We start from the raw sequence: 18,061 nt of genomic DNA, 5'->3' as shown, positions 1-18,061 counted from the left end.
GGAGGACCCATGGCCGACACCCCCGATACCAGTGCGGAACCGCGGACCAATGCCCGGGACAACTACCTGTTCGACCTGGCGCACAACAGGCAGGGCCAGGCGCTGAACCGGTTGTGCGGGTCCCTGATGCGGGCCGAGAACCGGGAACGGTTCAAGGCCGACGAGGAAGCCTACTGCGACGCGTACGGGCTGTCCGCCGCGCAGAAGCAGGCCGTACTCCAGCGCGACTGGACCGGCATGCTGGACCTGGGAGGCTCCATCTTCTACACCTTCAAGCTCGCGATGCTGGACCAGAAGTCCATGCAGTACCTGGGTGGCGTCTTCACCGGCATGACCACCGAAGAGTTCGCCGAGACCATGCGATCGGGAGGGCGGAGATTTGGCTAGCGTGACCTGGGGCCTTGCCACGTCCCACGTGCCCTCAATAGGGGCCGCGATGGACCACGGCAAGACCGGCGATCCCTACTGGAAGCCCCTGTTCGACGGATACGCCCCGGCCCGCGCGTGGATGGCCGAGCACACGCCGGACGTCGCCGTGGTCATCTACAACGACCACGCGAACGCCCTCAGCACGGACCTCATGCCCACGTTCGCGGTGGGAACCGCCGAGTCCTACGACGTGGCCGACGAGGGCTGGGGGCCGCGCCCCGTCCCCCGCGTCGTCGGGGCGCCCCACCTCAGCGAGCATCTCGTGCGCGAACTCCTCGACTCCTCGTTCGACATCACCACCTGCAGTCAGCTGGAAGTCGACCACGGCCTGACGGTTCCGCTGTCGGTGTACTGCCCCAACCCGGGTCCCGCCTGGCCGTGCGCCGTCGTTCCCGTCCTCGTGAACGTCATCCAGTACCCCCAGCCGACCGCCGCGCGCTGCTACGAGTTCGGCCAGGCCATCGGGAGGGCGATCGGGACGTTCCCCGGAGACGACAGGGTCGCCGTGTTCGGCACCGGGGGCATGTCGCACCAGCTCGCCGGTGCGCGCGCGGGACTCATCAACGAGGAGTTCGACCGCCGGTTCCTGGCGGCCATAGAGGACGACCCGGAGTCGCTCGCCGCGCTCTCCCGCGAGGACTACGTCCGCGAGGCCGGCACGGAAGGAATCGAACTCATCATGTGGCTCGTGATGCGGGGCGCGATGAGCGGGAACATCGCGCGGATCCACGACACCTACCACGTGCCCGCGTCCAACACAGCGGCCGCACTCGCGCTCTTCCAGGACCTGGGCGACACAGAGAGCGCCCCGGCGTAGGTCGTGTTCGGCGAACCGGGGTGCGGCCCCCGGCCCCCGGCCCGCGGGCCGGGGCTCCCCCGCGCTCCGAGGTGTTGCGGCGGGCGCGCCGGCGGGGGCAGGAACCTGGGGCCAGCCAGGCCAGCGCGCACGGACGGCGAAACCCCGTTCCCCGGCCATGCCGGTCGCGGCCAGCAGAACACGTCCTCCACCTGCCTCCCTGGGCGGTTCGTCTTCTACGACACGGAAATCCCGGTGTGGGCGCACGGGGGCGGGTGTTGGAATCGGCGTCATGCACGACATCCAGGACAAGGTGGCCGTCATCACCGGCGGCTCCAGCGGTATCGGCCGGGGGATCGCGCTCGCTTTCGCCCGCGCGGGGATGCGGGTCGTTGTGACCGGGCGCGGGGAGGACCGCCTGAGCGAGACCGAGGCGGAGTTCTCCGCGCAGGGGCTGCGGGTGGATCCGCTGCGGGTGGACGCCACGGACCTCACGGCCATGCGCGAAGCGGCCGACACTGTCGAACGCCGGCACGGAGGCGTCCACGTGCTGGTGAACAACGCCGGGATCGGGCTGGTCGGGCCGGTCGCCGAGGCCGCGCCGGACGATTGGGACTGGGTGATCGACGTCAACATCAGAGGCGTCGGCCACGGGATCCAGGCGTTCCTGCCCAAGATCCGTGCCCACGGGGAGGGCGGACACATCGTCAACACCTCCTCCATGGGCGGGCTCATGCCGATCGTGGCGGGGCTGTACTCGATGACCAAGGCCGCGGTGATCGCCCTGTCCGAGGCGCTGCACATCGAGTTGCGGGACGAGGGCATCGGGGTCTCCGCGTACTGCCCCGGTCCCACGCACAGCAACATCGCCGCGACGGCCGCGGACCGCCCGGAGCGGTACGGCGAGTCGGGCTATCCTCCGCCGGATCCGGCACGGGTCGAGCTGCACAGGCGGCAGCCGTACATGTCGGCGCGCGAGGCCGGGGAGCGGGTCTTGCAGGGGGTGCTCCGGGGGGACCTGTTCATCCTGACCCACCCCGAGTTCAAGGAGGGGGTGGCCGAACGGCACGCGACCATCGAGGCGGCGTTCCCGGACGAACCGGTCGACGCCGAGCGGGCGGCGACGATCCCGTTCCTGCTGACCTCGCCGGTCTACTCGGCCGGCAGTCGGCCGTCCTCCCCGCGCCGCCCGAGGTCCGATAGGCACCGCCCGTAACCGGGACGTACGCCGCGGGCCGGTCCGGCTGACGCTGAGGTGTGCGTCGGGTCGACGCGATCACGGGCGGGGCAGTACGCCCCGCAACGCCCCGCACACCGTGGCCGCCCGGCGCGGGCGGGTACGGGACCGCGGGCGGGGGCCGCGGTCCCATGCCCGCTGCTCGGGCACCCGACTGGTGAACCTCACAGCTCCGGTGGCTCGATGCCGAGGTAGCGCCAGGCGTTGGACCAGCCGACGGCCTCGGAGTCGGCCGGGTCGAGCCCGAGGGAGGCCAGCGTCCTGTCGAACGGCTCCTCGCGGTCCATGGCCGGGAAGTCGCTGCCCAGCAGCAGACGGTCGGCGCCCACGAGGTCCACCAGGGCCCGCAGCGCGCGCCGGTCGAAGACCAGGGCGTCGTAGAAGAAGCGGCGCATGAGCGTCATGGGCGCTTCGCCCTCCCCGCGTCCCGGCAGCGGCTCCTCCTCGTTCCAGGTGCCTCCCCAGAAGAAATGGGCGCGCGGGGCCATCAGTGCCAGGCCGCCCGCACCGTGGCTGAACGAGATGCGCAGCCCGGGATGCTTCACCGCTGTCCCGCCGGTGAGCAGCGAGGCCGCGGCGAGGGTGGCCTCGATGGAGACCTGGTAACTGGGTCCGGCCACCATCGGCAGCCGATCGGCGATGTGCGCGCGGATCGCGTGCACGAAGATCGGCAGGTCCAGCCGCTCGGCCTCGGCGAAGAACGGCAGGAACTCCTCCTCGCCTATGGAGCGGCCGTTGACGTGCGATCCGATCTCCACACCGCGCAACCCCGAGGCCTTGAGCTCACCCAGTTCCGCCGCGGCCATCCCGGGGTCCTGCAGGGGCACGATGCCGAAGCCGTACATGCGCCGGGGGTCGGTCGCGCACAGCCCCAGCACGGTCTCGTTCACGTACCGGCAGACCTCGCGGTAGTCCTTGGCGTCGGCGCCGTAGTCCAGGAGCGGCGGCATAGGGGTGAGGACCTCGGCGTCCACACCGTTGTTCGCCATGGCCTCCAGGCGGCGCTCCCCGGCGAAGAACACCTCCGCCGCTTTGAAGCGCAGGGCCCCGGAGACGAGTTCGCGGGCCGTATCGCCGTCGATGGGTTCCATGGACGGCGAGCAGGCGGGGCTGTCGGCCGGGAACTCGGCCGGAAGCATGTGGGCATGGCAGTCGATGCGCATCGGGGCTCCTCGCGGGGGTCGCTCAGGGGTGGACGGAGACGTGCACGGCCTTCTCGCCGTGGACCGAGCCGGCCAGCAGTTCCACGGCGTGCGCGGCGTTCTCCAGGGCGACGGTGTGGGTGTGCATCTCGTGCAGCGGGAACCGCTCGCTCTGCAGGATGCGGATGGCCTCCTCATAGGCGGGGGCGTTCACGCCGTAGGCGCCGACGAGGGTCAGGGCCTTGTTGATGGCGACATCGGTCCGCAGCGGGACCGCGGCGCCGCCTTTGAGCCCGGCGAGCACGACCCGCCCGCCGTGCCGCGTTGCCTGCAGCGCGTGGGACACCGGTTCCGATGCCGCCGGCGTGAGCTCCAGGGCGACGTCCACACCGGTCCCGTCGGTGATCTCCTGGACCCGTTCCACGGTGTCCTCTTCGTCCGCGACGATGGTGTGCTCGGCACCGAAACGCCTGGCCAGCTCCAGCTTGTGCGCGTCGCTGGCCAGACCGGTCGCGATCACGGTGCCGGCGCCGGCGGCCTTGGCGGCGACGATGCTGGCCAGACCGCGCTGTCCGGAGCCCAGCACCAGCACCGTGTCGCCGAGGCCCACACCGCCGAGGTGCAGGGCCCAGCGCACACCGGCCCCCAGCACGTTGAACATCACCGCGAGCTCCGCCGGAAGGTCGCCGCGCATCGGGTGGGGGATGGAGTGGGAGTCGAGGTACATGTACTCCGCCATCCCGCCCCACAGCCCGGGGGCGACGGTGGTGGGCGTGAAGCCGTGCACACCGGATTTGCGGGAGCACGCCCCGTAGTCTCCGGCGACGCAGCGGGCGCAGAAGTGGCAGGGCCGCAGCACCTCCACCGCCACGCGGTCCCCGGGGGACACTCCCCAGCGTTCGGCGGCCCGCTCCCCGATCTCCTCGATGATGCCCAGCGGCTCGTGCCCGGGGATGGCAGGGCCGCTGACCCGACCGCCGAGGTGCCCGCGGTACTGCTCGACGTCGCTGCCGCAGATGCCGTTGGCCTCGATGCGCACCAGGGCGCTGTCCTCTGAGGTTCGGGGGCGGGGGAACTCCTGGATCTCGATCCGGTTCGGCCCGGTCTGCACCGCGGCCCGTACTGTGTCAGCCACGCGACTCCTCCGTCCTCTTCGCGGTCTCGGTCTTCTCGCCCGCCTCGGGAGGCAGGCGCATCGGCCCGCCCGGTCCTCCGTCCACCGCGAGGATCTGCCCGGACACCCAGCGCGCGCGGTCGCTGGCGAGGAACAGCGCGGCCTCCGCGATGTCCCACGGCGTGCCCTCGGTGCCCAGTGCGGTGCTCTTGCGGCGGGGTTCGCGCATCGACTCGGGCATGCCTTTGGCGGCGAAGGCCGACCAGATGGCGCCCACCTGTACGCAGTTCACCCGGATGCCGCTGGGGCCCAGGGAGTTGGCCGCGCCGGTGGTGAGGGTCTCCAGCCCGGCCTTGGCGACGTTGTAGACCATGCCGGGCCCGCGTCCCCGCGCCCCCACCGAGGAGATGTTGACGATCGCCGATCCGCCCTCCAGCACCGGCACTACGTGGCGGGTGACGAGCCAGGCCGAGGTGAGGTTGAGGCTCATCAGCTCCTCCCACTGCTCCGGCTCGACGTCGAACAAGCCGGCGCGGTCGGGTACGGCGACGTTGTTCACCAGGGTGTCCACGCCGCCGAACTCCTCCAGCACTGCCTTGACCGCGGTGCGGCACTCGTGGTCGTCGGTGACGTCGGCCCGCACTGCGCGTGCGGTGCCGCCCAGCATCGTGATGTGGTCCACGGTGCGCCGCGCCGCCACCGGGTCGCGGTCCACCACCGCCACCCGGGCCCCATGCGCGGCGTAGGTGCGGCAGATGGCGTAGCCGACCCCGGGATGCTCGTGGCTGCTCTGTCCGCCGCCGGTGACCAGCGCGGTGCGTCCCTCCAGCCAGCGCGGCCCGGTGTCGGCGAACGGATCGGGCAGGGGGACGGAACGGGTATCGGTCACTGGGCGGCTCCTTGTCGCTCAACGGGGACCGAGGTGGCCGACCAGAGGCCGAACTGGCGCACCACCATGGAGATGCCGGCGTTGGCGGCGCCGGCCACAGCGATCAGCAGGTGTTGGGGGGCGGCCGAGGGCAGCACCCGTTCGAAGGCTTCGTCCGGGCGGTTCTCCGGGTCGGAGGCGTGGCGCACGCCCTTGTCGCCCAGGCCGTCCTTTCCAGCGCGCTCCAACTCGGCGATGCTCTTGCCGCACCGCTCGGCCAGCCACCCGCGCACGTCCCGCTTGGACATGCCGGCCCCGGCCAGCAGTTGTGCGTGCTCAGGGCAGAACACAACGCCCACCGAGGCCCGGGTGAAGATCCACGGCCCGGTGCGGGAGATGGTGTCGGCGAAGTCGCCGAGCAGCTTCTCGGGGTCGGAGGTGTGCCGGTTGTCCACGACCTCGCTGGTCCGCAGGAGCGTCGCCGAGACCGCGTCGGCTCCGGCGTCCAGACCGCCGTCCACGCAGCAGGGGTCCCACGGGTTTTCGGCGGTGTTCTCCGCGATGCACATCGTCCAGCGGCCGGGCAGGCCCTGGGTGGCCTGCTCCAGAACGTGGGGGTGGAACCCCAGGGCGTTGCGCACGGTGAGGCCAAGGGCGCGGGCGATGGTGGCGTTGGCGCGGAAGCCGGGGCCGAAGACCCCGCCGGCGCCGTTGATGCCCAGCCGGCCGGCTACCGGCCCGTTCACCACGATCAGCGGTGCCGGTCCGCTGGTGCTCTGCCAGCCGCCCCCGGCCGCGGCGCGCTCGCGCATCACCGCCTGCCAGGCGGCGAGCACCACCGGGAAGTACTCGGGGCGGCACCCGGCCATGGCGGCGTTGACGGCCAGCAGCTCCACGGTGACCTGCCGGCCCAGGTGGTCCATGCGGGTGAGGACCTCCTCCGGATCCCGGGAGGTGGTGGCGAGGAACTCCGCCACCACCTCCCGGGTGGCCGGCACCACGGGCAGCCCGTCGGTCCAGTCCTGCTCGTAGGCGTGCTCGACCGCGGCGCGCACCGCCTCGGCCCGGTCCTGGTCGCCGACGGCGGTCACCGCTCCTCCCCGGTGAGGCCCGCGGCGACGGGGGCCAGCAGCTCGCGGGCGCGTTCGGCGACCTGCTTGGGCTCCAGCACCGCCACCGGGTGGGCGGTGGTGTGGTAGGCGTAGCCAGGGCTTCCCCGCAGCTCGGCCATGGCGTCGGCGGTCACCGCGAAGGCGTCGCTGCAGATCACAGCGGCGGGAATCCCGGCGTTCTCGAAGGCGATGCCGTCGGCCACCGCCGAGGCGCTGCACGAGCCGCAGTCGCCCACTCCAGTGACCACCACGTCGCACTCGGCCGTGAACTCGTGCAGCAGCTCCTCGGAGACCGGGAGCGCGAAGGCGTGCTTGGTGCGGCGCACCACCCTGCTCGCGCCGTAGTCCCTGATGAGCATCTCGCCCAGGTCGTCGAGCAGCAGGGCCGCGTTGTGCTTGGTGTTCTCCAGCAGCCCCACCACCGCGCCCCGCAGCTCGGCCGGGCGGGGCGCCGATGCGGTCGCGGTGCCGGTGCCGCCCTGACCACCGGTGGGGTCCAGAAAGGTCCGTGTGAAGGACAGGGACACGGTCAACTCCTCACTTCCGTCAGCCGGGGATCGTCGTGGTCTCCCGCCACCCGCACCAGGCGGCTCTTCATCTCCGAGCGCTCCAGGGAGCCCGGCGGCACGGGCACGACCTCCACCGAGATCGACAGGCGGTCGCGGATGGCCCGCTCCAGCTCCCGCGCGAGCTCGGCGGGGTCCTCGGGTTCCTGCCCCCACTCGGCCTCCACCCGCACCGGGGGTGCCGCCCGCGGACCGGGCTCGGGCAGCACGATCTGCACCGCGCCGGTGGTGCGGCGCCCGGCCGAGTCCACGACGTCGCGGATGGCCGAGGGGAACACGTTGACCCCCAGCACGATCAGCATGTCGTCGGTGCGGCCCGCGCAGCGCAGCAGCGGGGCGCCGTCGGCGGCGCGTCCGGTGATGACGACCCGGTCCCGGGTGCGGAACCGCACCAGAGGGCAGCACTCCCGGTCCACCGACGTGTAGACGAGCTCCCCGGTCGCGCCCGGTTCGGGGACTACCGGATCGCCGGTGTCGGGGTCGACGAGCTCGGCGACGACATGGGCGCCGCCGATGAAGCGCATGCCGCCGGTGCCGAGCTCCTCGGAGAACAGCACCGGGGCCATGTCGGCGTTGCCGAGCCCTTCGGTGACCGGGGCGCCCCACTCCGACTCGATGCTCTCGCGGAACACCGGTTCCCCTCCGCCGGGCTCGCCGCCGACCACGAGCTTCTTCAGCCCGAACTCCTTGGGGTCGCGGCCCGCCTTTTCGCGGATGTACTCGGCGAGGTAGCGCGCGTAGGAGGGGGTGGAGTGCAGCGTGGTGACCCCGAGCCGCTCCATGGCCAGCACCGCTTTCTCCGAGGCGCCGGTGCCGATCGGCACCATGGTGGCGCCGATGCGCTCGATGGCGTCGCGGATGGGCAGGCCGCCCACGAACAGCGTGAGCCCCGCACCATGCACCACCACGTCCTCACGGGTCAGGCCCTGGGTGCGCATGGCCCGGGCGACGATCTCGGTCCAGGCCTCGGCGTCGCGCGCTGTCACGCCCACCCAGCTCGGGGTGCCGGTGGTGCCGGTGGAGGCGTGCAACCGCACCACCTCGGTCATCGGCACCCCCGCATGCCGCCCCAGCGGCGGGGCGGCCGCCTGGCTGTCACGGAGCTGATGTTTGGTGGTGAACGGGAACCGCCGCAGGTCCTCCAGACGCTCCAGGGCCGAGGCGTCCAGTCCCTGGCGGGTGAACATCTCCGCGTACAGCGGCGAGCGTTCGGGCAGTCCCCGCAGTTGCTCCCGCAGTGCGGCGGTGACCTCGTCGCGCAGTTCCGGCGGCGTGAAGTGGGCGTGTGCCACGCGCTCGTCTCCCTCGTGCTGTGCCTGTGCAGGATTTTTCACTGTCCGGGCTCGGTCACCGCGCGGCGTTGATCGCGATCGTCTTTACCTGCGTGAAGTTCCGGACCGCATCGGCGCCCATCGTGCGGCCGAAGCCGCTGTCCTTGTAGCCGCCGAACGGCGCGCCGATGACCCCGCCCGACCACATAGTGTTCACGCTGACCTGACCGGCCTCCACTGCCTTGGCGACGCGCACCGCGCGGCCCACGTCCCGGGTCCAGACCGAGGCCGACAGGCCGTAGCGGGTGTCGTTGGCGATGCGGATCGCCTCCTCCTCCCCGTCGACCGGCAGCACCGTCAGCACGGGGCCGAAGATCTCGTCCTGGGCGATGCGCATCCCCGGGCCCGCACCGTCGAACAGGGTGGGCTCCACGAACAACCCGCCGCGGTGGCCCTCGGGCTCGCCGCCGCCGGTCACCAGCTCGGCGCCATCGTCCCTTCCCGCCTGCACGTATCCGGTCACCCGGTCCTTCTGGGCGCGGTTGATGAGCGGGCCCATGTCGCCTTCGGTGTCCCAGCGGCCGATGCGGGTCTCCTCGAAGGCCTTGGCGATGCGCTCCACCGCCTCGGCGTGCCGGGAGGGGTCGACCACGACCCGGGTGCCGGCCGCGCAGATCTGGCCCGTGTTGAAGATGACGCCGCGCACGATCGCCGGCACCGCGGCGTCGAGGTCGGCGTCGGCCAGCACCACCTGGGGGGACTTGCCTCCCAGTTCCAGGTGCAACGGGGTGAGGTTGGCGGCGCAGGCCGCCATCACCGCGCGCCCGGTTTCCGGGGAGCCGGTGAAGCTCATCTTGCGGATGTCGGGGTGGCTGGCCACCGCGGCCCCGGCCTCGGAGCCGTAGCCGGTGACCACGTTGATCACCCCGGCGGGGATGCCGGCGCGTTCGGCGAGTCGGGCCAGGGCCAGCGGGGACAGCGGGGCGTCCTCCGCGGGTTTGATGACGATGGTGTTGCCGGCGCCGATGGCGGGGCCCACATCGTTGAGGAACATCGGGGCGGGGGCGTTCCAGGGGATGATGGCGCCGACCACGCCGTAGGGTTCGCGCACGGTCATCCCGAGCATGTCGGGGCTGCGCGCGGGCAGCGTCTCGCCGTGGACCTTGTCCACCTGCCCGGCGGTGAACTCCAGCATCGGCGCCATCGGCATCGCGGGCGTGAGCGGCCGCCCGACCTCGATGCGCTCGATGGCCGCGATCTCCTCGTTGTGCTCGGTGATGAGGTCGGCCCAGCGGCGCAGCAGCCCCGCGCGGGCGGAGGGGTCCATGGCCTTCCACGCCGGTAGGGCCTCCTCGGCGGCCCGCACCGCGTCGTCCACGTCGGCGGCCCCGGAGCGGGGCACGCTGAGCAGGGACTCCTCGGTGGCGGGGTTGATCACCGCGAGGGTCTCCCCGCCGCGGGCCGGCACCCACCGCCCGCCGATCCACTGCACGCCTTCGTCGAGCAGGCCCTCGGGCAGCTCGGCGCGCTCCTGAGCGATCGTCATGTGTTCTTCCCTTCGGTGTCTTCTCCCGCCTCGCCGGGGTACCGCAGCTCGATGTCCTCGGGCGGCACTCCCAGGGCGGGGGCGAGCATCCCCCGCAGCACGGCCTTGGGGGCGAGGCAGTCGTTGCAGGACTCGGGGTCGGCGGTGATGGTGACCACCACCGAACCGGGGGACTCCGCCACGGCGAGGTGGTAACCGTCCTGGGCGAGGGTCCGGCGGAACTGCTCGATCTTCTCCGGCTCGGTCATGTCAGTGCTCGTGGAGGACGACGCCGCGGATGTTCTTGCCGTCGAGCAGGTCCTGGTAGCCGTCGTTGACCTGGTCCAGGCGGTAGCGGTTGCTGATCAGCTCGTCGAGCTTGAGGTCGCCGCTGCGGTACAGGCCCAGCAGCATGGGGATGTCGTAGAGCGGACTGCAGTTGCCGAAGAGGGCGCCCTGGATGTCCCGCTGGTAGCCGATGAGAAGGCCGCAGTGCATCTGCAGCTGGAGCTCGTCGGCCTTGCCGATACCGGTGATGGTGACGCGCCCGCCCTTGCCGGTGATGAGCACCGCGCGGTCCACGGTCTCCTTGTCGACCACTCCCGCGGTGACGATGGCGTGGTCCGCCAGTTGGCCCCAGGTGGTCTCCACCACGAAGTCATGGGCCTCGGCGGGGTCGGTGAAGGTGTGGGTGGCGCCGAACTCCTTGGCGGCCATCTCCAGCTTGAACGGCACCGGGTCGACGACCACGACGTTCTTGGCGCCGGCCAGCGCCGCCCCTTGCACGGTGTTGGCGCCCACCCCGCCGGACCCGTAGATCACCACGGTCTGGCCGGCGCGGACTCCGGCGGCACGCACCGCGCTGCCCCATCCGGTGGGTACCCCGCAGCCCACCAGGGACGCGACCTCGAATGAGATGTCGTCGGGCAGCGGCACACAGGCGTATTCGGAGATGACCGCACGCTCGGAGAAGGTACCGAGCACGCACATGCCGCCGAGGTCCTGGCCGTCCTTGTGGAAGCGGAAGGTGTCGTCCAGCAGCATGCCGGTGCCGGCGTTCCGGCCAGAGTCGCACAGGTTCGTCAGACCGGTGGCGCAGTAGCGGCAGGTGCCGCACATGGGGATGTAGGAGCAGACCACGCGGTCGCCCACACCCACTCGGGCGACCTTGGGCCCCACCTGCTCGATCACACCCGCGCCCTCGTGCCCGCCCACCATGGGGTAGCGGCAGCGGGCGTCGCCGGTGCGCACGTGGTCGTCGGAGTGGCACAGCCCGGAGGCTTCGAAGCGGATGAGTACCTCGTGGTCCTTGGGGTCGTCGAGCTCCAGCTCCACGAGGTCCCACCATTGGTCCGGTTCCCACATAACCTGGGCCTTGGTGGTCATCGGCATGGCTGTCCACCTCCGCTTCGTTGTCGTCGCTTCCAGGTTCTACGGTGGGCCGGTGATCCCTCGACCGTGTTTCCACGCGGCGGAAGCCGGCCGCGGATTCCTCCTCATGGCGGGCTCCGCGCACGGGAAGAGCTCCGCTCACTGATCGGCCCCGGGCTCGGGCTCGGGCACCGCCGCGGTGAGCGCTCTGGTGTAGGGGGCGGGGGCGCGGCAGAGCCGGTCGGCACCGCCGACCTCCGCGACGGCGCCCGGAGACAGCACCACCGCTTTCCGTGATACGGAAAATCGGTACGCGACGCGGAAGCCGGTCGTTGACCCGCTATTGACATGCGTGCAATGGCGCGTTCATGGTGGTCTTCCACCAGCCAGATGGTCATGGTCGGAGGGATGGCACATGCCGTCTCGTGCAGGGCGCCGACCTGAGCACCCCACCAGCGACTCCCCGCAGCTCACTGCCGCGGGAAGGGTGCTGGCGGTGCTGGAGGCCTTCGCCCCCGAACACCCTTCCCTGTCCCTTACCGAGATCAGCCGCCGTTCCGGGCTCACGATGCCCACGACCCACCGCCTGGTGGGTGAGCTGCGTTCATGGGGCGCGCTGGAGCGCGACGCCCAGGGGCGCTACGCGGTGGGCATCCGCCTACTGGAACTCACCGCGTTGGCGCCGCGCGGGCTGCAACTGCGCGAGCTCGCGCAGCCGTACCTCGACGACCTGCACCACGCCACCCGCGCCAACGTGCACCTCGCGGTGCGCGACGGCAACGAAGCGGTCTACATCGAGTCGCTGCGGGCCCGCGGCGGGGCCGAGGTCCTCAGCCGCCTCGGGGGACGCTGGCCGCTGCACGCCACCGGCACCGGTCAGGTCCTGCTCGCCCACGCTTCCGCGGACGACCAGGAAGAGGTCCTGTCCTCCCCCCTTACGCGCTTCACCGAGCACACCATCGTCGACCCCCAGGTCCTGCGCGGGTTCCTCGCCGACGTGCGCAATCTGGGGGTCGCGATCGCCGAGTCCCACATCACCCCGGGAGTCATGGCGGTCGCCGCGCCGATCCGTGGCGACCGCGACGACGTGGTGGCCGCGCTCGGCCTGACCGTGAACCAGCAAGGCACCAACGCCCACAGCCTGGTCCCGGTGCTCAACGCCACCACCCGCGGCATCTCCCGTGCCCTGGGCGCCCCCTCGACCATGCCCCGCCGCGACACCACTCGCCGCGGTCTCGTCCCGCCCCAACGCCGCCCGCCCCGCGGCGCGGGGTGAACGGCCCCGGGGGCCACCGCTAAGGCAGCAGACCCGCGCGGCGGTCCCTGCTGTGCGAGCACGGCGCGGAGCACCTGGCGGCGTACGGTGCGGGAGACGCGGTGCCGGGCGTTCATCGGGATGGCCGCGGACCGTACCCCGGAACGGTTCTTCGCCAGTGGCGAAGGACCGTTCCGGCAGCGCTGGATCCCGCTTCGCGTTCGCCAGCCATGCGCGGCAGCAGCGGGCGCAGGGTGCGCGAGCGCAGCGCTCCCCGCCACACACCCGCACCGTAGGCCGCATCGTCGACCAGGCAGGCCAGCGTCCAGCGCACCGGGTCCACCCCGGGCCGCGACGCGAACCAGTCGCGCAGCGCCGGGGCGGCCAGCAGCCCGCCGAGCGCCGCGAGCCTGCGCCCTCGCCGGCCAGGGGGCACGAGCGCGGCCGCCAGCGCCGCTGGCAGGGTGAGCTGTGCGGCGTAGCGCCCCAGCCCGACAAGGGTGGAACCCACCGGGCGCACGGTCATCTTCGCCGCCAGCGGTGCGGTCACCCCGCTACCGCGCAACGCGGAGGACATGCGCACCGCGGAGAACGCGGCCACCGCTCCCGCGGCGCCGGGACGGCCCACCAGCAGCAGCGCGGCTACCGCGGCCGACCAGGGCCGCAGCACCACCGGCGCCAAGCGCTCGGGGTGGCGGCGGGCCAGCGGCCCGGCGGAGGTGCCGTAGCGGTACCGCCGGCGCAGGTATTGGCTCCAGGTGGCGGGCTCCTCGTGGGCGACCTGCACCGAAGGTGCGTAGCGCACCTGCCATCCGGAGTCGATCATCCGCCATACGGCGTCCACGTCCTCGCCGTAGCGCAGCGCCTCGTCGAAGGCGGCGGTGAGGGCGGCGCGCCGCACCAGCAGCACGGCCGTGGGCACGTAGCCCACGCGGGTGCCCGGCCGCACCGGTGCCTCGCGGTGGTCCAGGTCCAAGGGGGATCGCGCCCCGGCGTAGCGAGCCAGCAGCGAGCGTCCACCGGCCAGCGGGCGGATGCGGGGGGCGACGGCGGCGACCGCGGGGTCCGAGAAGTGCGCACCGAGCCGGGTGAGCCAGCCCGGCGGGGGGACGCAGTCGCTGTCCACGAAGGCCACAACCTCGGTGTCGGCGCAGGCTGCGAGGCCGGCGTTGCGGGCGGCGGCCGGGCCCGCGCAGGTGTCCCGGAGCACCAGGCGGGCCCCGTGGCGGGCCGCGGTAGCCGCAACGGGGACGGGATCCCGGGAACCGTCGTCCACCACGATCACCTCGGCCGCCTCGGTGGACGTCTCGGCCACGGCGCCCAGCAGCCGGTCGAGCTCCGCGGGGCGGTCGCGCACCGGCACCACCACCGAGACTCGGGGGCAGGTGGCGCCGGCCGGAGGCCGGGGATGGGCCGTGCCGGTGGCGAGGAGCCGACGCGCCAGGGCCCCCGCGGCGGGTGTGCGCACCGGGCCGCGGGACAGCTCCTCGAACGCGCGGGCCCCGGCCTCGCTCAGCTTGAGCAGCCGCACCGGGTCCCCGCCCAGCAGAGCCCGCCCGCCGGGCAGTACCACGGTCTCGGGATCGAGCTCGATCCCGAACCCGACCGGCACGGGGGCCCGCGCAGGACTCGAAGACGCCGAAACGCGTTCCACGCGCTCACCCATGATCAGCACCCAGTGTTCGCACGGCGTCGGGGGCCAGCCCTGAGAAGCCGGATCGTGAGACGCCCCGGAACCTACACATCGTCACGGTCAACGGGGCCTGCCCAGCGGGCGACCGCTGCGAGCAGGTCGCGGGTGAGACTGGCGAGCAGGCGTTCTCCTTCCGCGGATGTGGCGCCGGTGGGGTCGCCGAGCACGCCGCCGGCACTGACGGCGCGCACGCCCCCGGCGCGCAGGGCCGGCATCAGCTCCGCAAGCGGTGCGGTGGCGCCCGGCCGCACGCGGTGGGTGCGCACCCGCGCTGGGGCCAGGGCGAGCTGCAGGGAGGTCTCGCTGGCCCCGGCATGGGCGTCGCCGGATCGGCGCGGCGACCACGCCAGCACGTCGCGGGACTCGGCGCGCAGGGTCCGCACGGCGTCCCGCACGGCCTCGGCGTTGCCGCCGTGCGCGTTGACCAGCAGCATCCGCGTGAAGCTCTCTCCCGCCGAGCGCCCCAGCTCCACGAGCAGCGCGGTGAGGACCTCGGTGCCGAGGGACAGCGTGCCGGCGAATCCCGCGTGCTCCCCGCTGGCGCCGTAACCCAGCGGCGGGGCGACCAGCACGTCCCCGCGGGCCGCGGCCAACCTGCGGCACAGCTCGGCGGCGACGTCGGTGTCGGTGGACAGCGGCAGGTGCGGGCCGTGCTGCTCGGTAGCGCCGAGCGGCACGGCCAGTAACGCACCGCCCTCAGCCCGCTCCCCCGCCTCGGTCCAGGTCAGCTCCGCCAGGTCCATCCAGGCTCCCGTGCGTCAGTCCGGCGTGTAGGCGTGGTGGCCGTCCCGGGTGCCCAGGCGCCGCCCGAACCCCTCCGGGATGACCAGGTCGCGGCGGGACAGCTGGTGAACCGACGACTTACCCAGACCCATCAGGGCGGAGTCGATGCCGTCGCGCATGATGTCCAGCACGTTCTCCACCCCGGCCTGGCCGTTGGCGGCCAGGCCCCACAGGTAGGCGCGGCCGATGAGCACCGCACGGGCGCCCAGGGCCAGGGCCTTGACCGCATCGCCGCCCCGGCGGATCCCGCCGTCCATGAGAACCTCGACGTCGTCCCCGACGGCGTCGACCACCGCCGGCAGAGCGCGGAGCGCGGCCGGGGTGCCGTCCAGGTTGTTGCCGCCGTGGGTGGAGACCGAGATGCCGGTGGCCCCCGCCTCCACGGCCCTCCTGGCGTCGTCCACCCGGGATATGCCCTTGATGACGAACGGGCCGTCCCACCGCTCACGCAGCCAGGCGAGGTCCTCCCAGGTGGCCTTGGGGGTCTGCATCCACTCCCCGTAGGCGTCGAAGAACCCGGGATCGGACTGCCCGGGCAACGTCATGTTCGGCACCGTCAACCGCGGAGGGCGCAGTGTCCTGGCGTAGTCGGCGAGGTAGCGCCACTTGCCGCCGAACACCACCTCCGGCGCGTGCCGGGCGATGGTGCGCAGGTCCATGGCCGTGGGGATGGAAGGGCTGCCCCAGTCCCGGGAGTGGGAGAAACTCCAGTCCAGGGTGACGACGAGCCCCACCGCCCCGGCCTTCCTGGCGCGTTCCAGGCGGTGGAGCATGGCATCGCGGTCCCCGGACCAGTAGACCTGGAACAGGGTCTGGGGGTTGGCCGCGGTCACCTCCTCGATCGGCTTGCTGGCGAAGCTGCTCAACCCCATGGCCGTGCCCCGGTTGGCGGCGGCGCGGGCCACAGCCAGTTCGCCGTCCGGATGCACGGCCTGCACCCCCGTCGGGGAGATGAGCACCGGCAGTGCGACGGGCTGTCCCAGAACCGTCGTGGACAGCTCCCGGGTGTCGGAGGCACCGGCCACGTGGGGCGCGAAGCCCAGTTCGCTGAAGGCGGCGATGTTCTCGCGCAGGGTCTGCCCGCGTTCGGAGCCGGCGACGAGCGCCTTGTACACCGAGCGCGGCAGGCGCCGCCGAGCGCGCCGCTCGGCCTCCCGCACGCTCTCGAACCACGCGCCACCCATGTCAGCGCACACCCGGGAAACCGGCCAGTGGGTGCTCGTTGCAGGCGGTCACCGGCGGGTCCTCGGCTTCGGTGGGCCGACGGCGGCTGAGGGTGACCGGCACCGGCCCGCTCGAGCCGGGACGCGGCCGGGGCGGGGAGGTGCGGTGCGAGTGGTCCACGTCCGGACGCGGCGGTGCGGCATCGCCCCGGGCGAGCAGGGCGTCCACACCGTGGCCCTTGACGCATTCGGGGTCGGGGCCCTCCAGCGGCAGCCCGGTGAAGAACTTGGCGGCCATGCAGCCCCCGCGGCAGGCGTCATAGTGGGAGCACGCCGAGCAGGCACCGGCGGACTGCGGACCGCGCAGCTGGGTGAACAGCTCCGACTCCCGCCATACACGGGTGAACCCGCCCTCGTCGCGGATGTTGCCGGCCAGGAACTCCTCGTGGATGGCGAACGGGCAGGCGTAGACGTCGCCCACCGGGTCGATCAGGCACACCACCCGCCCGGCACCGCACAGGTTCAGCCCGGGCAGGGACTCGCCGTAGGCGGACAGGTGGAAGAACGAGTCGCCGGTGAGCACGTTCTCGCCGTGGGCGAGCAGCCAGTCGTAGAGCTGCCGCTGCTGCTCCTGGGTGGGGTGCAGCTCGTCCCACACGTCGGCGCCGCGCCCGGCGGGCCGCAGCCGGGTGAGGCGCAGTTGGGCCTGGTAGTGGTCGGCGATGGCCTTGAACTCGTCCAGTTGACCGATGTTGCCGCGCGTGGCCACCACCGAGATCTTGAATCCGCGGAAGCCCGCGGCGGCGAGGTTCTCCATGGCGCGCACGGCGGTGTCGTGGGATCCCGGGCCGCGGATGGCGTCGTTGACCTCCGCGGTGGCGCCGTCCAGGGAGATCTGCACGTCCACGTAGTCGCTCTTGGCCAGGCGTTCGGCGACCTCGGGCGTGATCGTGACGCCGTTGGTGGAGAACTTGACCCCCACGTTGTGTTCGGTGGCGTAGTCGACCAGCTCCCAGAAGTCGGGCCGGACCGTGGGCTCGCCACCGCCGATGTTGACGTAGAAGACCTGCATGCGCTCCAGCTCGTCGATGACGGCCTTGCACTCCTCGGTGCTCAGCTCGCGCGGGTCGCGACGCCCGGAGCTGGACAGGCAGTGCACACAGGACAGGTTGCAGGCGTAGGTCAGTTCCCAGGTGAGGCAGATCGGGGCGTCCAGGCCGGACTCGAAGTGGTCGACCAGGCGGGCGGGCCGGCCGGCGGCCGCGGAGGTGGGGGTCACGGTGTCCTCATCCTTTCCTCGACCATCGAGGACCGCGCCAGGGTGTCCAGGGCCGTGCCGTAGCGCGCCAGGTCCGCCTCGGCGACACCGGCGTCCCGGCAGGCCGCGCGGGCGGTGGGCGCCTTGTCGAGCCCCCGGACGACCTCCAGCAGGGTGCGGTCTTTGATGAAGGAGAGCTTGCGGGTGCCGAAGTGGTACAGCAGCGCACCGAAGGGTTCGGGCCGCACGGCGACCTGCGGGTGCAGGCGCCATGCGCGGTCCATGGGGTCGTCCGGGGGGATCTCGCTCATGGCGGGCCCCGGGTCAGTAGACGCCGCACATGCCGTCGATGGAGACCTCTTCGACCAGGGAGTCCTCCTCGACGAGCGCCTCTGGGTTCTCCTCGGGGGCGTGGGGGACGTCCTCAACCTCGGGTGCGTCGGTGGCGGCGTGGTCCATGGGATGCTCCTCTCGTCGC

General features: G+C 72.4%; 20 protein-coding genes. 4 read left to right on the top strand and 16 right to left on the bottom strand.

Features of this window, described 5'->3' with window-relative positions; translation table 11 throughout:
• Positions 1 to 9: 9 nt before the first annotated feature.
• The 3 genes from F4561_RS09995 (at position 10) to F4561_RS09985 (ending at position 2,441) form a co-directional block, all read left to right on the top strand.
• Complete coding sequence (locus F4561_RS09995) at positions 10 to 387, top strand: protocatechuate 3,4-dioxygenase (RefSeq protein WP_184577093.1); 378 nt, start codon at positions 10 to 12, stop codon at positions 385 to 387.
• Between the two features lies 1 nt (position 388).
• Positions 389 to 1,246 (top strand): class III extradiol dioxygenase subunit beta, encoded by an 858-nt coding sequence (locus F4561_RS09990; RefSeq protein ID WP_221445432.1) that lies wholly within the window; start codon positions 389 to 391, stop codon positions 1,244 to 1,246.
• A 271-nt stretch (positions 1,247 to 1,517) separates the two neighbouring features.
• Complete coding sequence (locus F4561_RS09985) at positions 1,518 to 2,441, top strand: SDR family oxidoreductase (protein ID WP_184577087.1); 924 nt, start codon at positions 1,518 to 1,520, stop codon at positions 2,439 to 2,441.
• A 185-nt stretch (positions 2,442 to 2,626) separates the two neighbouring features.
• Here F4561_RS09985 and F4561_RS09980 read toward each other — a convergent pair whose 3' ends face one another.
• From F4561_RS09980 to F4561_RS33200, 10 genes are all read right to left on the bottom strand, one after another.
• Positions 2,627 to 3,625 carry an amidohydrolase family protein gene (locus F4561_RS09980; protein ID WP_184577085.1) on the bottom strand — a complete coding sequence of 333 codons (999 nt, stop codon included), beginning with the start codon at positions 3,623 to 3,625 and terminating at the stop codon, positions 2,627 to 2,629.
• Between the two features lie 22 nt (positions 3,626 to 3,647).
• Positions 3,648 to 4,739, bottom strand: a complete 1,092-nt coding sequence (locus F4561_RS09975) for a zinc-dependent alcohol dehydrogenase (RefSeq protein WP_184577082.1) — start codon at positions 4,737 to 4,739, stop codon at positions 3,648 to 3,650.
• Entirely contained in the window at positions 4,732 to 5,607 is an 876-nt protein-coding gene (locus F4561_RS09970; RefSeq protein ID WP_221445431.1) for an SDR family NAD(P)-dependent oxidoreductase, read from the bottom strand. The genes F4561_RS09975 and F4561_RS09970 overlap by 8 nt, the downstream gene beginning before the upstream one ends.
• A complete protein-coding gene (locus F4561_RS09965; RefSeq protein WP_184577079.1) occupies positions 5,604 to 6,677 on the bottom strand; it encodes a hypothetical protein in 1,074 nt (357 codons plus the stop codon). Before F4561_RS09965 ends, F4561_RS09970 begins: the two co-directional genes overlap by 4 nt.
• Positions 6,674 to 7,225: a UGSC family (seleno)protein gene (locus tag F4561_RS09960; RefSeq protein ID WP_184577075.1), complete on the bottom strand. Its 552-nt coding sequence runs from the start codon at positions 7,223 to 7,225 to the stop codon at positions 6,674 to 6,676. Before F4561_RS09960 ends, F4561_RS09965 begins: the two co-directional genes overlap by 4 nt.
• Before the next feature lie 2 nt (positions 7,226 to 7,227).
• Positions 7,228 to 8,556: a phenylacetate--CoA ligase family protein gene (locus F4561_RS09955; RefSeq protein WP_221445430.1), complete on the bottom strand. Its 1,329-nt coding sequence runs from the start codon at positions 8,554 to 8,556 to the stop codon at positions 7,228 to 7,230.
• Positions 8,557 to 8,611: 55 nt separating this feature from the next.
• Positions 8,612 to 10,081 (bottom strand): aldehyde dehydrogenase family protein, encoded by a 1,470-nt coding sequence (locus F4561_RS09950; protein ID WP_184577069.1) that lies wholly within the window; start codon positions 10,079 to 10,081, stop codon positions 8,612 to 8,614.
• Positions 10,078 to 10,329: a hypothetical protein gene (locus tag F4561_RS09945; RefSeq protein ID WP_184577066.1), complete on the bottom strand. Its 252-nt coding sequence runs from the start codon at positions 10,327 to 10,329 to the stop codon at positions 10,078 to 10,080. Before F4561_RS09945 ends, F4561_RS09950 begins: the two co-directional genes overlap by 4 nt.
• A gap of 1 nt (position 10,330) precedes the next feature.
• Positions 10,331 to 11,452 (bottom strand): NDMA-dependent alcohol dehydrogenase, encoded by a 1,122-nt coding sequence (locus F4561_RS09940; protein WP_184577063.1) that lies wholly within the window; start codon positions 11,450 to 11,452, stop codon positions 10,331 to 10,333.
• 138 nt (positions 11,453 to 11,590) lie between these two features.
• Positions 11,591 to 11,716, bottom strand: a complete 126-nt coding sequence (locus F4561_RS33200) for a hypothetical protein (RefSeq protein WP_281384060.1) — start codon at positions 11,714 to 11,716, stop codon at positions 11,591 to 11,593.
• A gap of 130 nt (positions 11,717 to 11,846) precedes the next feature.
• Here F4561_RS33200 and F4561_RS09935 point away from each other — a divergent pair, with 130 nt between their 5' ends.
• A complete protein-coding gene (locus F4561_RS09935) occupies positions 11,847 to 12,707 on the top strand; it encodes an IclR family transcriptional regulator (protein WP_184577060.1) in 861 nt (286 codons plus the stop codon).
• A gap of 112 nt (positions 12,708 to 12,819) precedes the next feature.
• Here F4561_RS09935 and mftF read toward each other — a convergent pair whose 3' ends face one another.
• The 6 genes from mftF to mftA all read right to left on the bottom strand — a co-directional run bounded on the left by mftF (position 12,820) and on the right by mftA (position 18,042).
• Complete coding sequence (gene mftF, locus F4561_RS09930; protein ID WP_184577057.1) at positions 12,820 to 14,352, bottom strand: mycofactocin biosynthesis glycosyltransferase MftF; 1,533 nt, start codon at positions 14,350 to 14,352, stop codon at positions 12,820 to 12,822.
• A gap of 71 nt (positions 14,353 to 14,423) precedes the next feature.
• A complete protein-coding gene (gene mftE / locus F4561_RS09925) occupies positions 14,424 to 15,122 on the bottom strand; it encodes a mycofactocin biosynthesis peptidyl-dipeptidase MftE (RefSeq protein ID WP_184577052.1) in 699 nt (232 codons plus the stop codon).
• Positions 15,123 to 15,137: 15 nt separating this feature from the next.
• Positions 15,138 to 16,346, bottom strand: a complete 1,209-nt coding sequence (gene mftD, locus F4561_RS09920) for a pre-mycofactocin synthase MftD (protein ID WP_184577049.1) — start codon at positions 16,344 to 16,346, stop codon at positions 15,138 to 15,140.
• Position 16,347: 1 nt separating this feature from the next.
• A complete protein-coding gene (gene mftC, locus F4561_RS09915; RefSeq protein WP_184577046.1) occupies positions 16,348 to 17,604 on the bottom strand; it encodes a mycofactocin radical SAM maturase in 1,257 nt (418 codons plus the stop codon).
• Entirely contained in the window at positions 17,601 to 17,894 is a 294-nt protein-coding gene (gene mftB, locus F4561_RS09910) for a mycofactocin biosynthesis chaperone MftB (protein ID WP_184577043.1), read from the bottom strand. The genes mftC and mftB overlap by 4 nt, the downstream gene beginning before the upstream one ends.
• 13 nt (positions 17,895 to 17,907) lie before the next feature.
• Positions 17,908 to 18,042: a mycofactocin precursor MftA gene (gene mftA / locus F4561_RS09905; protein WP_184577040.1), complete on the bottom strand. Its 135-nt coding sequence runs from the start codon at positions 18,040 to 18,042 to the stop codon at positions 17,908 to 17,910.
• Positions 18,043 to 18,061: the final 19 nt, after the last annotated feature.

This window comes from Lipingzhangella halophila (assembly GCF_014203805.1).
In the GTDB taxonomy this organism is placed as follows: domain Bacteria; phylum Actinomycetota; class Actinomycetes; order Streptosporangiales; family Streptosporangiaceae; genus Lipingzhangella; species Lipingzhangella halophila.
The sequence above is the reverse complement of the archived record's forward strand: the minus strand, read 5'-3'. Positions and strand labels throughout refer to the sequence as shown.

What these genes read in the sequence shown, in the direction of transcription:
- F4561_RS09950 (WP_184577069.1), bottom strand. Translation starts at nt 10,081, where the DNA reads ATGACGATCGCTCAGGAGCGCGCCGAGCTGCCCGAGGGCCTGCTCGAC.
- mftA (WP_184577040.1), bottom strand. Translation starts at nt 18,042, where the DNA reads ATGGACCACGCCGCCACCGACGCACCCGAGGTTGAGGACGTCCCCCAC.
- F4561_RS09940 (WP_184577063.1), bottom strand. Translation starts at nt 11,452, where the DNA reads ATGCCGATGACCACCAAGGCCCAGGTTATGTGGGAACCGGACCAATGG.
- mftE (WP_184577052.1), bottom strand. Translation starts at nt 15,122, where the DNA reads ATGGACCTGGCGGAGCTGACCTGGACCGAGGCGGGGGAGCGGGCTGAG.
- mftB (WP_184577043.1), bottom strand. Translation starts at nt 17,894, where the DNA reads ATGAGCGAGATCCCCCCGGACGACCCCATGGACCGCGCATGGCGCCTG.
- mftF (WP_184577057.1), bottom strand. Translation starts at nt 14,352, where the DNA reads ATGGGTGAGCGCGTGGAACGCGTTTCGGCGTCTTCGAGTCCTGCGCGG.
- F4561_RS09985 (WP_184577087.1), top strand. Translation starts at nt 1,518, where the DNA reads ATGCACGACATCCAGGACAAGGTGGCCGTCATCACCGGCGGCTCCAGC.
- F4561_RS09935 (WP_184577060.1), top strand. Translation starts at nt 11,847, where the DNA reads ATGCCGTCTCGTGCAGGGCGCCGACCTGAGCACCCCACCAGCGACTCC.
- F4561_RS09945 (WP_184577066.1), bottom strand. Translation starts at nt 10,329, where the DNA reads ATGACCGAGCCGGAGAAGATCGAGCAGTTCCGCCGGACCCTCGCCCAG.
- F4561_RS09980 (WP_184577085.1), bottom strand. Translation starts at nt 3,625, where the DNA reads ATGCGCATCGACTGCCATGCCCACATGCTTCCGGCCGAGTTCCCGGCC.
- F4561_RS09995 (WP_184577093.1), top strand. Translation starts at nt 10, where the DNA reads ATGGCCGACACCCCCGATACCAGTGCGGAACCGCGGACCAATGCCCGG.
- mftD (WP_184577049.1), bottom strand. Translation starts at nt 16,346, where the DNA reads ATGGGTGGCGCGTGGTTCGAGAGCGTGCGGGAGGCCGAGCGGCGCGCT.